Genomic DNA, 14549 nt, shown 5'->3' with positions numbered 1-14549 from the left:
ATGCGAATGAAAACAGTGCAGCGTACTTTACTTGCCGCAACATTGCTGACTATTTTTTCGGTCTCAGTCATGGCGCAGGATGGCACGATTATTTATACAAATGATCTTCACACTCATGTGGATTCTTATAAAGTGCCGTATATCGCAGACGGAAAACGCGACATTGGCGGCTTTGCCAATATATCTACTTTAGTAAAACAAGAGAAAGCGAAAAATAAAGCCACCTTTTATTTTGATGCTGGAGACTATTTCACCGGCCCTTATATCAGCAGTCTGACAAAGGGCGAAGCAATAATTGACATTATGAATACCATGCCTTTTGACGCAGTATCAATCGGCAATCATGAGTTTGACCATGGCTGGGATAATGCCCTGCGACAATTAAGCAAAGCGAATTTTCCTGTTTTATTGGGCAATGTTTATCATAAAGAGAGTGAGAAACCCTTCTGGAACAAGCCCTACACCATCCTGGAAAAAGATGGCATCAAGATTGGTATTATTGGGCTACACGGCGTATTTGCATTTAATGATACGGTCTCGGAGCTCTCTCTCCAGGGACTCGATAATGACAATAATAACCGCTTTGATAAATCTTCCGAGACCCTTAAGAATCAGGGGATTGAAGCACGTGATGAAGTGAAGTATTTGCAGCATTATATCGACGAGTTACGTGATAAGGTTGACCTCACTGTGGCGCTGGTTCATGAAGGCGTTCCGGCGCGTCAGTCCAGCATTGGCAATACAGATGTTAGACGCGCTCTTGATAAAGATATTCAAACCGCTAGCAAGGTGAAAGGATTGGATATTCTGATTACCGGGCATGCCCACGTCGGAACGCCAGAACCAATCAAAGTCGGCAACACCTTAATCCTTTCGACTGATAGTGGCGGTATCGATATTGGTAAATTAGTCCTTGATGTCAACCCTACAGCTCGTACCCATAAAATGAAGAGCTTTGAGCTGAAAACAGTTTATGCCGATGAATGGATACCCGATCCAACGACACAAAAAGTTATCAATGGCTGGAATAAAAAACTGGCGGATATTGTACGCCAACCAGTGGGTGAATCATCGATTGTATTAACTCGCGCCTATGGTGAGTCATCGCAACTAGGCAACCTGTTTACCGATGCAATGCTTGTCGCTGCTCCGACTGCACAGATTGCATTGATAAACTCCGGCAGCTTACGTGCGGATATAAATGCAGGCACGATTACCTTTGGCGACATTACCAGTACATTCCCCTTCAAGAATGAACTTACTGAAATGGATCTCAGCGGTAAGGATCTGCGTAACCTACTGGAACACGGGGCATCGCTTACCAATGGCATCCTGCAAATGTCAAAAGGCGCAGAAATGCGCTATACCCCGCAGAAACCAGTAGGTCAGCGCATAGTATCTTTTAAAATTAATGGTGAAGAGATCGTTGATACGAATATTTACCATGTTGCAACAACGACTTTCCTTGCACTGGGGGGCGATGGTTTTCTGGCATTCAAAGAAGGGAAAAATGTTCAGGTCCGCGCCAGAAATAACATGTCCGATGTCGTGATCGATTATTTGAAGAAAGGCCACAAGATTACGCCTGCACAGGTAAATGAAATGCGGGTGGACGTTAGCAAATAATAAAAAATTATAATGCCATTCATTCACTGAATGGCATTATTTTTCTCTAAATCAACAATAAATAATGAGATATATTTATGTGTATAAAAAAGCACGGGATAGCTTTATCGATTCTATTAATACCTTGCATTGGAAACGCTCAGGAAATTAAAAGTGAGGAAGGCTGGTTACATCAAAGCTTGAATGTCATTGGTCGCACAGACTCTCGCTTTGGCCCAAGGCTGACTAACGACCTCTACCCTGAATATACTGTAGCAGGAAGAAAAGACTGGTTTGATTTTTATGGTTATGTTGATCTACCAAAATTCTTTGGCGTCGGCAGTCACTATGATGTTGGGATCTGGGATGAGGGCTCACCACTATTTACGGAAATAGAACCTCGGTTTTCCATTGACAAATTGACCGGATTAAATCTTGCGTTCGGCCCTTTTAAAGAATGGTTCATTGCAAACAACTATGTCTATGATATGGGTGACAACCAGTCATCCCGGCAAAGTACATGGTATATGGGGCTTGGTACAGATATCGACACGGGTCTACCAATTAAGCTTTCTGCCAATATATACACCAAGTATCAGTGGCAAAACTATGGTGCCGCTAATGAAAATGAATGGGACGGATATCGATTCAAAATAAAATATAGCATTCCTCTTACCCATTTATTCGGAGGGCGATTGGTATACAATAGTTTTACTAACTTTGATTTTGGCTCCGATCTTGCGGACAAATCACACAATAATAAACGAACCAGTAATGCTATTGCTTCAAGCCATATCCTTTCCCTGCTATATGAACACTGGAAATTTGCATTTACACTACGTTATTTTCACAACGGTGGACAATGGAATGCTGGGGAGAAAGTTAACTTCGGAGATGGTCCATTTGAATTAAAAAACACAGGATGGGGAACCTATACTACTATTGGTTATCAATTTTAAATCAGGTGATGTTTTAGATATTTTTACTTAATGCCATTTTGTAATTGTCATAAATAACTTCACCATTCACACTGTGAATTCATCGCTCAACACAAAAGCCCCTTATTACCGGGGCACTGACCAAAGGCAAAATGACAATCAATCACCACCTCCGCAGGAGGTGGTTTAGAGGTGACAACAAAAGCTGGCAACTGCCAGCTTTTGTTCAATAATCACTACAACAACTGCGCCAGACGGTTAATATCCGACTGAATCGCCCCGGCGGTGACGTCGCGCCCTGCACCTGGCCCGCGGATCACCAGCGGGTTGTCGCGATACCAGCGGCTTTCGATGGCAAAGACGTTATCGCACGGTAGTAGTGATGCCAGCGGATGGTCTTCTCGCACCGCTTCCACGCCTACTCGCGCTTTGCCGTTGGCATCGAAACGCGCCACGTAGCGCAACACCAGCCCCATTTCACGGGCCGCTTCCAACCGTTGTACCATCTGCTCATTAAGTTCATCGCCATTTTCAAAGAAATGGTCGATGCTTCCACCTTCGCAATGGGTTGGCACCAGTGATTCAACACGCACCTGGTCCGGTTCAATGTTGTAACCCGCTTCACGCGCCAGAATCACCAGCTTGCGCATCACGTCTTTGCCGGAGAGGTCATCACGCGGGTCAGGTTCAGTTAAGCCCTGCTGCCACGCCTGATCCACCAGCTCGGTAAACGGCACGCTACCGTCGAATTGCAGGAACAGCCAGGAGAGTGTGCCGGAGAAGATCCCGCTGATCGACAAAATAGTGTCGCCGCTGTCGATCAGATCGCGCACGGTATGGTTGATCGGCAAACCTGCGCCGACGGTGGCGTTGTATAGCCAGTGACGCCCGGTTTTTTCGAACGCGTCGTGGATCTGGCGATATTTATTGCTGTCGCTCGCTCCCGCCAGTTTGTTGGCACTGATGACGTGGAAACCGTGGCTGGCGAAATCGAGGTATTGATCGGCCAGTTGCTGACTGGCGGTAACGTCCAGCACCACTAAATCATCATACGGATGGGCACGCATCCACAGGAACAGCGACTCTTCATCCTGTTCGACGGCTTCATCATTAAAGAAGGCTAGCGCACGGCTGGCGTCCAGCCCGTCATAGCTCAACAGGCTGCGACGGCTGTCCACCACGCCTGCCAGCACAAATTCAAAGCCGGTGCGCGCCGAGAGCGTGCTCTGCTCACGGGCGAACAGTTCCAGCCAGCGGGAACCGATATTGCCCTTACCGAACAATACCAGGCCGATGCGTTTTTCTGCGCGGAAGACGGACTGATGCAGCCCCTGAATCAGGCTTTCGGTCGGCCCGGTGCGCAGTACTGCCACCAGGCTGATGCCGTCATCGGACTGCCAGGTAAACTCGACCGGCTGGCCTTTCAGTTGCTGCCAGAAGCGGTGGCAATGCAGCGGGTTACGGGTGACGCCCGCCCCAACCATCGCCACCAGCGCCAGCCCCTGACGCAGGCGCAGTTCGCCAGGTAATCCTGCTTCGTCGAGGATTTTCAGCGCACTGTCGGCCACTTCCGAGGTGTAGCAAAATTGCAGCAACTGGCGATCGTTATGCACGCCAACCGCCAGTGGGCGCACCTGAGCACGTTTCAGGATTTGGTCGATCTCTTTATGCGCCAGTTTGAAATCCTGACTGGCGGGCACCTGAAACTCAATCAAACAGACATCATCGTGGCTGGTGACAATACGCGCGCCCGTACCGGAAGCCAGCACGCGTTCAATGCGCGTGGAACCTTGATCCGGTGTATAGCTACAGCGCAGCTGCAGGTCGATTTCACTGCCAGAAACTGGCTGTAAAGTACGCGCGTGCAACACTGGCGCGGCAAGACGCGCCAGTTCGCTGGCTTCATCAAGACGCAGCAATGGCAGCAGACAGGCATCTTTCACTTTACGCGGGTCGGCGCTATATACCCCGGCGACGTCACTCCAGATGGTTACGCGGGAAACTCCCGCCAGCGCACCGATTTGTGTCGCGGAATAGTCGGAACCGTTACGCCCCAGCAGCACCGTTTCACCGGCGTTGTTACGGCTGATAAACCCGGTCACCACCAGACGTTTGCCCGGATGTTGTACCAGTAGCTGTTGCAGCAACGGGTAAGAAAGCCCTTCATCAACCTGCGGCTGCGCGGCGCGTTCAGCGCGTAAAAACTCGCGGGCATCAAGCCAGGCCGCTGGCAATCCTTGTTGATTAAGTACCGCAGACATCAGGCGCGCCGACCACACTTCACCGTGGCCCACCACTTCCGCATACACCGCATCGTTAATACCGCTGTCGAGCAGCGCCGCCAGGCGTTCCAGATCGCTGACAAAAGCGCTAATGAGGCTATCGGCTTCTTCAGCGGGTAGCAGGCCGCTAATCAGATCGCACTGATAACGACGTAGCGTTTGTTGAACCTGATGCGCAGAGAGACGATCGGTCTGGCTTAGTTTCAACCAGTTAATCAACTGGTTAGTGGTGCTACCGGCGGCGGAAACCACCATCATATCGTCAGGCTGAGAGTACTCCGCCATAATGCCCGCGACACGCAAATAACACTTCACATCAGCCAGACTACTGCCACCAAATTTATGCAGTTGACGACCTTTCGCCCCTGCCTGCGCAATCACACTCATTTTTACCCCTTGTTTGCAGCCCGGAAGCCATTTTCCAGGTCGGCAATTAAATCTTCGCCATCTTCAATACCGGTGGAGATACGCAGCAGCGTCTCGGAGATCCCGGCGGCAGCACGCGCTTCTGGTGCCATGCCTGCATGTGTCATGGTTGCGGCGTGAGAGATTAAACTTTCCACTCCCCCTAATGATTCCGCCAGCGTAAACAACGACAGCCCACCCAGGAAACGACGCAGCGTCTGCTCATCGCCATCCAGTTCAAAACTCAACATTGCGCCAAAGCCTTTTTGCTGGCGCGCAGCAATTTCATGCCCTTGATTTTCCGGCAGCGACGGGTGATACAGTTTTTTCACCAACGGCTGGGTTTGCAGATATTTCACAATCGCCTGCGCGTTGCGCTGCGCCAGCTCCATACGCGGCACCAGCGTTCGCAAACCGCGCAGCAACAAATAACTGTCAAACGCGCCGCCCGTCACGCCAATATTGTTTGCCCACCAGGCCAGTTCGGTGACAACGTCCGGGTCTTTAGCAATCACCACGCCAGCCACTACATCTGAGTGACCGTTCAGATATTTCGTGCATGAATGCAACACCAGATCGGCACCTAATGCCAGTGGATTTTGTAATGCCGGGCTTAAGAAGGTGTTATCCACCACGCTCACCGCCCCGACTTCCCTTGCCAGATGGCAGATTTTCGCAATATCCACGACGCGTAACAATGGATTACTTGGGCTTTCTACCAGTACTAGTTTGGGTTTTTCTGCCAGTGCAGCCTGCAATGCCTGCTCATCTCCTTGATCAACAAACAGCACGCGATAACAGCCGCGTTTCGCCAGGCTGTCGAACAGGCGATAGCTGCCGCCGTAGCAGTCGTGCGGTGCAACCAGCAAATCGCCAGGTTTCAAAAAGACGGTCGTTACCAGGTGGATGGCAGACATGCCGGTATTAGTCAGCACTGCACCAGCACCGCCTTCCAGTTCAGCCAGCGCACGCTGAACCACATCGCGCGTTGGGTTGCCGCGACGCGAGTAATCATGCGCGCGCGGTTCATTAAATCCGGTAAAGTTATAGGTGCTGGAAAGATGGATTGGAGGGACAACGCAACCATACTGTTCGTCGTCATTTAACCCGCTACGCACTGCGATGGTGGCCTGTTTACGCGTCATGTGATGAAGTTCCCTGGGCTTTGTCGGTGAAATCTCAGGCACCAGAGTAAACATTGTGTTAATGGACGTCAATACATCTGGACATCTAAACTTCTTTGCGTATAGATTGAGCAAATCCCCAATAACCGTTAAAATTACATGCATTATCACGCCGACAGGTGCATTACACGATGTCACGGTAACGCCTGTACGGTAAACTATGCGGGTTTACGGTCAGTACCCACATAAATTGTGTGGTCTGGTCTCAATTTATTGACGAAGAGGATTAAGTATCTCATGGCTGAATGGAGCGGCGAATATATCAGCCCATACGCTGAGCACGGCAAGAAGAGTGAACAAGTCAAAAAGATTACGGTTTCCATTCCTCTTAAGGTGTTAAAAATCCTCACCGATGAACGCACGCGTCGTCAGGTGAACAACCTGCGTCACGCTACCAACAGCGAGCTGCTGTGCGAAGCGTTTCTGCATGCCTTTACCGGGCAACCTCTGCCGGATGATGCCGATCTGCGTAAAGAGCGCAGCGACGAAATCCCGGAAGCGGCAAAAGAGATCATGCGTGAGATGGGGATTAACCCGGAAACGTGGGAATACTAAAGCGGAAAAGAGCGGCGCGGAGTTAACCAGCCGCTTTTTTCATACATGGACGTTTAACTATGAAATACAGGCTACTGATCCTCAGCCTGCTGGTTTCTGTGCCTGCCTTTGCCTGGCAGCCGCAAACTGGCGACATCATCTTTCAAATCTCTCGCTCATCGCAAAGTAAAGCGATCCAACTGGCGACCCATTCCGATTACAGCCACACCGGTATGCTGGTGATGCGTAACAAAAAGCCCTACGTTTTTGAAGCGGTCGGCCCGGTGAAATACACCCCGCTCAAGCAGTGGATCGCCCATGGTGAAAAGGGCAAATACGTTGTTCGCCGCGTTGAAGGCGGACTGAGTGTTGAACAACAGCAAAAACTGGCGCAAACGGCAAAACGTTATCTCGGAAAACCGTATGACTTCAGCTTCTCGTGGAGCGACGATCGCCAGTACTGTTCGGAAGTGGTGTGGAAGGTTTATCAGAACGCGCTGGGGATGCGCGTAGGTGAACAGCAGAAGTTGAAAGAGTTCGATCTTAGTAACCCGCTGGTTCAGGCGAAACTCAAAGAACGTTATGGGAAAAATATTCCGCTTGAGGAAACAGTAGTTTCACCCCAGGCCGTTTTCGATGCGCCACAACTCACCACAGTCGCCAAAGAATGGCCGCTGTTTTCGTGGTAATACGACCAAAATTCAGACACAAAAAAAGCGCCGTGCGGCGCTTTTTTCGGAAATCCGGTCTTATTTGCTGCCCGGGATGTTGAAACGCTTGTTGAAGCGGTCAACACGGCCACCGGTAGCAACATCACGCTGTTTGCCAGTGAAGAACGGGTGGCACTTGCTGCACACGTCGAGGTTCAGATCATGACCAACGGTGGAGCGGATTTTCATTACGTTACCGCAAGAGCAGCTAGCAGTAATTTCTTCGTATTTCGGGTGAATATCTTTTTTCATGGGAAAACCTCGGTTTAAGGCCGCGTCGCTCTTCCAGCCCTAACGCCAGACACCACGCGATGTTTAAAGTATAGTTTGACACGATCATTTCGTATCAAAGGCGCCGAATCATACAGAAATTAACCAGCGTATGCAAACTGATCCGCACTCCTCTACGGCAATGTGTATACTGTTCCACCGAATTTCAAGTCAGGATGATGCTATGCCCGTTGCTCACGTTGCCTTGCCCGTTCCGCTTCCTCGTACCTTTGACTATCTGCTGCCAGAAGGCATGACGGTTAAAGCCGGGTGTCGCGTGCGTGTGCCGTTTGGCAAACAGCAGGAGCGTATCGGGGTTGTGGTGTCAGTTAGCGATGTCAGCGAGCTGCCGCTTAACGAGCTGAAAGCGGTAGTAGAAGTGCTGGACGTTGAGCCGGTATTTACTCACTCCGTCTGGCGATTACTGCTATGGGCCGCGGATTACTATCATCATCCGATTGGCGATGTGCTGTTTCATGCCTTGCCGATTTTACTACGCCAGGGGCGGCCTGCGGCGAACGCGCCGATGTGGTACTGGTTTGCCACTGAACAAGGTCAGGCGGTGGATCTGAACAGCCTGAAACGCTCACCCAAGCAACAACAGGCGCTGGCAGCGTTACGGCAAGGCAAAATCTGGCGTGCTCAGGTTGCCACGCTCGAATTTAATGATGCCGCGTTGCAGGCGCTGCGCAAAAAAGGTCTGTGTGATTTAGCAAGTGAAACACCAGAGTTTAGCGACTGGCGCACGAACTATGCCGTTTCTGGTGAACGGTTGCGATTGAATACCGAACAGGCCACCGCCGTTGGCGCAATTCATAGCGCGGCAGATACTTTTTCTGCCTGGCTGCTGGCGGGTGTTACCGGTTCCGGTAAAACGGAAGTCTATTTAAGCGTGCTGGAAAACGTGCTCGCTCAGGGCAAACAGGCGCTGGTGATGGTGCCGGAAATCGGCCTGACACCGCAAACTATTGCCCGTTTTCGTGAGCGGTTTAATGCGCCAGTGGAAGTTCTGCATTCCGGCCTGAACGACAGCGAACGTCTTTCGGCGTGGTTGAAAGCGAAAAATGGTGAGGCGGCGATTGTGATCGGCACCCGCTCCGCGCTGTTTACGCCGTTTAAAAATCTCGGTGTGATTGTCATTGATGAAGAGCACGACAGTTCCTACAAGCAGCAGGAAGGCTGGCGCTATCATGCCCGCGACCTGGCGGTGTATCGTGCGCACAGCGAGCAAATCCCGATTATTCTTGGCTCCGCAACGCCCGCGCTGGAAACGTTATGCAACGTCCAGCAGAAAAAATACCGCCTGCTACGCCTGACCCGTCGGGCAGGGAATGCGCGTCCGGCAATTCAACACGTGCTGGATTTAAAAGGTCAGAAGGTGCAGGCTGGTCTGGCTCCGGCGTTAATCACCCGTATGCGCCAGCATTTACAGGCCGACAACCAGGTTATCCTCTTTCTTAACCGCCGTGGCTTTGCACCTGCCCTGCTGTGCCACGACTGCGGCTGGATTGCCGAATGCCCACGTTGCGATCACTACTACACGCTGCATCAGGCGCAACAGCATTTGCGCTGTCACCACTGTGACAGTCAGCGTCCGGTGCCGCGCCAGTGCCCTTCCTGCGGTTCCACGCACCTGGTCCCCGTGGGGCTGGGCACCGAACAGCTTGAACAGACGCTTGCGCCGATGTTCCCCGGCGTGCCCATTTCTCGTATCGACCGCGATACCACCAGCCGCAAAGGGGCGCTTGAACAACAACTGGCGGAAGTACATCGCGGCGGTGCGAGGATTTTGATCGGCACGCAAATGCTGGCGAAAGGTCACCACTTTCCGGATGTGACGCTGGTGGCATTACTGGACGTAGACGGCGCGCTGTTTTCTGCCGATTTTCGCTCGGCAGAGCGTTTCGCCCAGCTTTACACCCAGGTCGCCGGTCGTGCCGGGCGTGCGGGTAAACAGGGTGAAGTGGTGCTGCAAACGCACCATCCGGAACATCCTCTGTTGCAAACATTGCTCTATAAAGGCTACGACGCCTTTGCCGAACAGGCGCTGGCTGAACGACGCATGATGCAACTGCCGCCGTGGACCAGCCATGTGATTGTGCGTGCGGAAGATCATAACAATCAGCACGCGCCGCTGTTCCTGCAACAGTTGCGTAATCTGATCCTCGCCAGCCCGCTTGCAGACGACAAACTGTGGGTTCTCGGTCCGGTTCCGGCACTGGCCCCTAAGCGTGGTGGCCGCTGGCGCTGGCAGATATTGTTGCAGCACCCTTCCCGCGTGCGCTTGCAACACATCATTAGTGGTACGCTGGCGCTCATCAATACAATACCGGATTCCCGTAAGGTGAAATGGGTGCTGGATGTCGATCCCATCGAGGGCTAATGCGCAAACGATGCGAGGCGGATCGAAAAATTCAATATTCATCACACTTTTCATGAAAATTCTGTAACCGTTTTCACGCGCTATCTGCTAAAAATGTTGCCGATGTGAAGTAAACATGGAAGTAGTACGCCTGCCGTGCCGGGCGAGGAGTGAGTGTGAAAGCGAAGAAGCAGGAAACTGCCGCGACCATGAAAGACGTTGCCCTGAAGGCAAAAGTCTCTACAGCGACCGTCTCCCGAGCATTAATGAATCCCGATAAAGTCTCCCAGGCCACCCGTAATCGGGTTGAAAAAGCGGCCCGGGAAGTAGGTTATTTGCCGCAGCCTATGGGGCGCAACGTCAAACGTAATGAATCCCGCACCATTCTGGTGATTGTCCCGGATATCTGCGATCCCTTCTTTAGCGAAATTATTCGCGGTATCGAAGTTACGGCGGCAAATCACGGATATCTGGTGCTGATTGGCGACTGTGCGCATCAAAATCAGCAGGAAAAAACCTTTATCGATTTGATTATCACCAAGCAAATTGATGGCATGTTGCTGCTGGGTTCAAGGCTGCCGTTTGATGCCAGCATTGAGGAACAGCGTAATCTGCCGCCGATGGTGATGGCGAACGAATTTGCGCCGGAACTGGAGCTGCCTACAGTTCATATCGACAATCTGACCGCGGCATTTGATGCAGTAAATTATTTATATGAGCAAGGTCATAAACGGATTGGCTGTATAGCCGGTCCCGAAGAGATGCCGCTGTGTCACTACCGCCTGCAAGGCTACGTTCAGGCGCTGCGTCGCTGCGGCATTATGGTTGATCCGCAATACATCGCCCGGGGCGACTTCTCCTTTGAAGCCGGAAGCAACGCGATGCAACAGCTGCTTGCTCTTCCGCAACCGCCTACTGCTGTCTTCTGCCATAGCGATGTAATGGCGCTCGGCGCACTTTCTCAGGCAAAACGCCAGGGGCTGAAAGTCCCGGATGATCTATCCATAATCGGTTTTGATAACATCGACCTGACGCAATTTTGTGATCCGCCGCTGACAACCATCGCGCAGCCGCGTTACGAAATCGGTCGGGAAGCTATGCTGTTATTGCTTGATCAAATGCAGGGGCAACACGTTGGCAGTGGCTCTCGTTTAATGGACTGCGAACTTATCATCCGGGGATCAACACGCGCGTTACCTTAAAGTAAACCTTTAAGACTGCCGTGACTGGTCAAAGGCCCGCCGCTTAAGTAACATGGCGGGCTGACGAACGAATAAATACAGCGAAACGATAGTGGCACAACGAGATTATGTACGCCGCAGCCAACCGGCACCTTCGCGGCGAAAAAAAAGCACCTCACGGAAAAAGCAACGAAATCTGCCTGCGGTTTCTCCCGCAATGGTCGCTATTGCTGCCGCCGTTCTTGTGACCTTTATCGGTGGTCTGTACTTCATTACGCATCACAAGAAAGAAGAGTCCGAGACGCTGCAAAGCCAGAAAGTGACCGGAAACGGATTACCACCGAAACCAGAAGAACGCTGGCGCTACATTAAAGAGCTGGAAAGTCGCCAGCCGGGTGTGCGTGCACCAACAGAACCTTCTGCCGGTGGTGAAGTGAAAACGCCGGAACAACTGACACCAGAACAACGTCAGCTTCTTGAACAAATGCAGGCTGATATGCGCCAGCAACCAACGCAACTGGTTGAAGTCCCATGGAATGAACAGACGCCGGAACAGCGTCAGCAAACGCTTCAACGTCAGGCACAACAGCGTCAGATTCAGGCGGCTCAACAGCAGCAGCGTCAGGCTGAGCAGGCATATCAACAACCGCGTACCGCGCAAGCGCAGCAACCACCGCGCCAGACGCAGCAGACTCGCCAGGCGGCTCAGCAGCCGTACCAGGATCTCCTGCAAACGCCAGCACACACTGCCGCGGCGCAGCCGAAGTCACAGCAAGTCGCGCCTGTTAGCCGGGCCGCTGACGCGCCAAAACCGACGGCGGAGAAAAAAGACGAACGCCGCTGGATGGTGCAGTGCGGTTCGTTCAGAGGCGCGGAACAGGCAGAGACGGTACGTGCTCAGCTGGCGTTTGAAGGCTTTGACTCGAAGATCACCACCAACAATGGCTGGAATCGTGTGGTCATTGGCCCGGTGAAAGGCAAAGAGAACGCAGACAGCACCCTCAATCGCTTGAAGATGGCGGGTCATACAAACTGTATTCGACTCGCTACCGGGGGTTGAAACCCTCAAAATCCCCCCCATCTATAATTGCATTATGCCCCGTACTTTTGTACGGGGTTTGTACTCTGTATTCGTAACCAAGGGGTCAGCTCGTGACAACTATAGTAAGCGTACGCCGTAACGGCCATGTGGTCATCGCTGGTGATGGTCAGGCCACGTTGGGCAATACCGTAATGAAAGGTAACGTGAAAAAGGTCCGCCGTCTGTACAACGACAAAGTCATCGCGGGCTTTGCGGGCGGTACTGCGGATGCTTTTACGCTGTTCGAACTGTTTGAACGTAAACTGGAAATGCATCAGGGCCATCTGGTCAAAGCCGCCGTTGAGCTGGCAAAAGACTGGCGTACCGATCGCATGTTACGCAAACTTGAAGCACTGCTGGCAGTCGCGGATGAAACTGCATCGCTTATCATCACCGGTAACGGTGACGTGGTGCAGCCAGAAAACGATCTTATTGCTATCGGCTCCGGCGGCCCTTACGCCCAGGCTGCGGCGCGCGCGCTGTTAGAAAACACTGAATTGAGTGCTCGTGAAATTGCTGAAAAGGCGTTGGATATTGCAGGCGACATTTGCATCTATACCAACCATTTCCACACCATCGAAGAATTAAGCTACAAAGCGTAAGGATCTCCCATGTCTGAAATGACCCCACGCGAAATCGTCAGCGAACTGGATAAACACATCATCGGCCAGGATAACGCCAAGCGTTCCGTGGCGATTGCACTGCGTAACCGCTGGCGTCGCATGCAGCTTAACGAAGAGCTGCGCCATGAAGTGACCCCGAAAAATATCCTGATGATCGGCCCGACCGGTGTCGGTAAAACTGAAATCGCTCGTCGTCTGGCTAAGCTGGCGAATGCGCCGTTCATCAAAGTTGAAGCGACCAAATTCACCGAAGTGGGCTATGTAGGTAAGGAAGTGGATTCTATTATCCGCGATCTGACCGATGCCGCCGTGAAAATGGTACGCGTCCAGGCTATTGAGAAAAACCGGTATCGCGCTGAAGAACTGGCAGAAGAACGTATTCTCGACGTGCTGATCCCACCGGCTAAAAACAACTGGGGACAGACCGAACAACAGCAGGAACCGTCCGCTGCTCGTCAGGCATTCCGCAAAAAACTGCGTGAAGGCCAGCTCGATGACAAAGAAATCGAGATCGATCTTGCCGCAGCACCGATGGGCGTTGAAATTATGGCGCCTCCGGGAATGGAAGAGATGACCAGCCAGCTGCAGTCCATGTTCCAGAACCTGGGTGGTCAGAAACAAAAAGCGCGTAAGCTGAAAATCAAAGACGCCATGAAGCTGCTGATTGAAGAAGAAGCGGCGAAACTGGTGAATCCGGAAGAGCTGAAGCAAGACGCTATCGACGCCGTTGAACAGCACGGGATCGTATTTATCGACGAAATCGACAAAATCTGTAAGCGCGGCGAGTCTTCCGGTCCGGATGTTTCTCGTGAAGGCGTTCAGCGTGACCTGCTGCCGCTGGTAGAAGGTTGCACCGTTTCCACCAAACACGGGATGGTCAAAACTGACCACATTCTGTTTATCGCTTCTGGCGCGTTCCAGATTGCGAAACCGTCTGACCTGATCCCGGAACTGCAAGGTCGTCTGCCAATCCGCGTTGAACTGCAGGCACTGACCACCAGCGACTTCGAGCGTATTCTGACCGAACCGAATGCCTCTATCACCGTGCAGTACAAAGCATTGATGGCGACTGAAGGCGTAAATATCGAGTTCACCGACTCCGGTATTAAGCGGATCGCGGAAGCAGCATGGCAGGTGAACGAATCTACCGAAAACATCGGTGCTCGTCGTTTACATACTGTTCTGGAGCGTTTAATGGAAGAGATTTCCTACGACGCCAGCGATTTAAGCGGTCAAACCATCACTATTGACGCAGATTATGTGAGCAAACATCTGGATGCGTTGGTGGCAGATGAAGATCTGAGCCGTTTTATCCTATAATCGCGTTCAATCATTTTCATCATTGTTTGATGGGGCTGAAAGGCCCCATTTTTA

General features: G+C 51.8%; 11 protein-coding genes and 1 pseudogene. 9 read left to right on the top strand and 3 right to left on the bottom strand.

The annotated features are described in order from the left end of the window. The first annotated feature begins 6 nt into the window (after positions 1-6). Together QUE74_RS24530 and QUE74_RS24525 are read left to right on the top strand one after the other, a co-directional pair. Positions 7-1626 (top strand): bifunctional metallophosphatase/5'-nucleotidase, encoded by a 1620-nt coding sequence (locus QUE74_RS24530; protein ID WP_001355354.1) that lies wholly within the window; start codon positions 7-9, stop codon positions 1624-1626. A 77-nt stretch (positions 1627-1703) separates the two neighbouring features. Beyond that, positions 1704-2549: pseudogene (locus tag QUE74_RS24525) on the top strand (nucleoside-specific channel-forming protein Tsx); the annotation flags it as partial. A 230-nt stretch (positions 2550-2779) separates the two neighbouring features. Here the strand turns inward: QUE74_RS24525 and metL are convergent. Both metL and metB read right to left on the bottom strand, forming a co-directional pair. Then, positions 2780-5212 (bottom strand): bifunctional aspartate kinase/homoserine dehydrogenase II, encoded by a 2433-nt coding sequence (metL, locus tag QUE74_RS24520; RefSeq protein ID WP_000110774.1) that lies wholly within the window; start codon positions 5210-5212, stop codon positions 2780-2782. Positions 5213-5214: 2 nt separating this feature from the next. Beyond that, positions 5215-6375 carry a cystathionine gamma-synthase gene (metB, locus tag QUE74_RS24515; RefSeq protein ID WP_001353720.1) on the bottom strand — a complete coding sequence of 387 codons (1161 nt, stop codon included), beginning with the start codon at positions 6373-6375 and terminating at the stop codon, positions 5215-5217. Positions 6376-6651: 276 nt separating this feature from the next. Here metB and metJ point away from each other — a divergent pair, with 276 nt between their 5' ends. Then, positions 6652-6969: a met regulon transcriptional regulator MetJ gene (gene metJ / locus QUE74_RS24510; RefSeq protein ID WP_000852812.1), complete on the top strand. Its 318-nt coding sequence runs from the start codon at positions 6652-6654 to the stop codon at positions 6967-6969. Positions 6970-7028: 59 nt separating this feature from the next. After that, positions 7029-7637, top strand: a complete 609-nt coding sequence (locus tag QUE74_RS24505) for a YiiX family permuted papain-like enzyme (protein WP_000877403.1) — start codon at positions 7029-7031, stop codon at positions 7635-7637. Between the two features lie 60 nt (positions 7638-7697). On the opposite strand, the gene rpmE is transcribed toward QUE74_RS24505, so the two are convergent. After that, positions 7698-7910 carry a 50S ribosomal protein L31 gene (gene rpmE, locus QUE74_RS24500; protein WP_000710769.1) on the bottom strand — a complete coding sequence of 71 codons (213 nt, stop codon included), beginning with the start codon at positions 7908-7910 and terminating at the stop codon, positions 7698-7700. A 202-nt stretch (positions 7911-8112) separates the two neighbouring features. On the opposite strand from rpmE, the gene priA reads away from it, so the two are divergent. The 5 genes from priA to hslU all read left to right on the top strand — a co-directional run bounded on the left by priA (position 8113) and on the right by hslU (position 14495). Then, positions 8113-10311, top strand: a complete 2199-nt coding sequence (gene priA, locus QUE74_RS24495; RefSeq protein WP_001355353.1) for a primosomal protein N' — start codon at positions 8113-8115, stop codon at positions 10309-10311. A 155-nt stretch (positions 10312-10466) separates the two neighbouring features. After that, on the top strand, positions 10467-11492 hold the full coding sequence (gene cytR / locus QUE74_RS24490) for a DNA-binding transcriptional regulator CytR (protein ID WP_000644901.1): 1026 nt from the start codon (positions 10467-10469) through the stop codon (positions 11490-11492). A gap of 91 nt (positions 11493-11583) precedes the next feature. Next, positions 11584-12531: a cell division protein FtsN gene (gene ftsN / locus QUE74_RS24485; RefSeq protein ID WP_001355352.1), complete on the top strand. Its 948-nt coding sequence runs from the start codon at positions 11584-11586 to the stop codon at positions 12529-12531. A 92-nt stretch (positions 12532-12623) separates the two neighbouring features. Further along, positions 12624-13154, top strand: coding sequence for an ATP-dependent protease subunit HslV (gene hslV, locus QUE74_RS24480; RefSeq protein WP_000208242.1), 531 nt, complete (start codon positions 12624-12626; stop codon positions 13152-13154). A gap of 9 nt (positions 13155-13163) precedes the next feature. After that, the gene (gene hslU / locus QUE74_RS24475; RefSeq protein ID WP_001293344.1) at positions 13164-14495 is read left to right on the top strand and encodes an ATP-dependent protease ATPase subunit HslU; all 1332 of its coding nucleotides are present in this window, start codon (positions 13164-13166) and stop codon (positions 14493-14495) included. The last annotated feature ends 54 nt before the right edge of the window (positions 14496-14549 follow it).

It is taken from the genome of Escherichia sp. 10290 (assembly GCF_030295155.1).
In the GTDB taxonomy this organism is placed as follows: Bacteria; Pseudomonadota; Gammaproteobacteria; order Enterobacterales; family Enterobacteriaceae; genus Escherichia; species Escherichia coli_F.
Note: the sequence above shows the minus strand (reverse complement) of the source record. Positions and strands in the feature narration are given on the sequence as shown.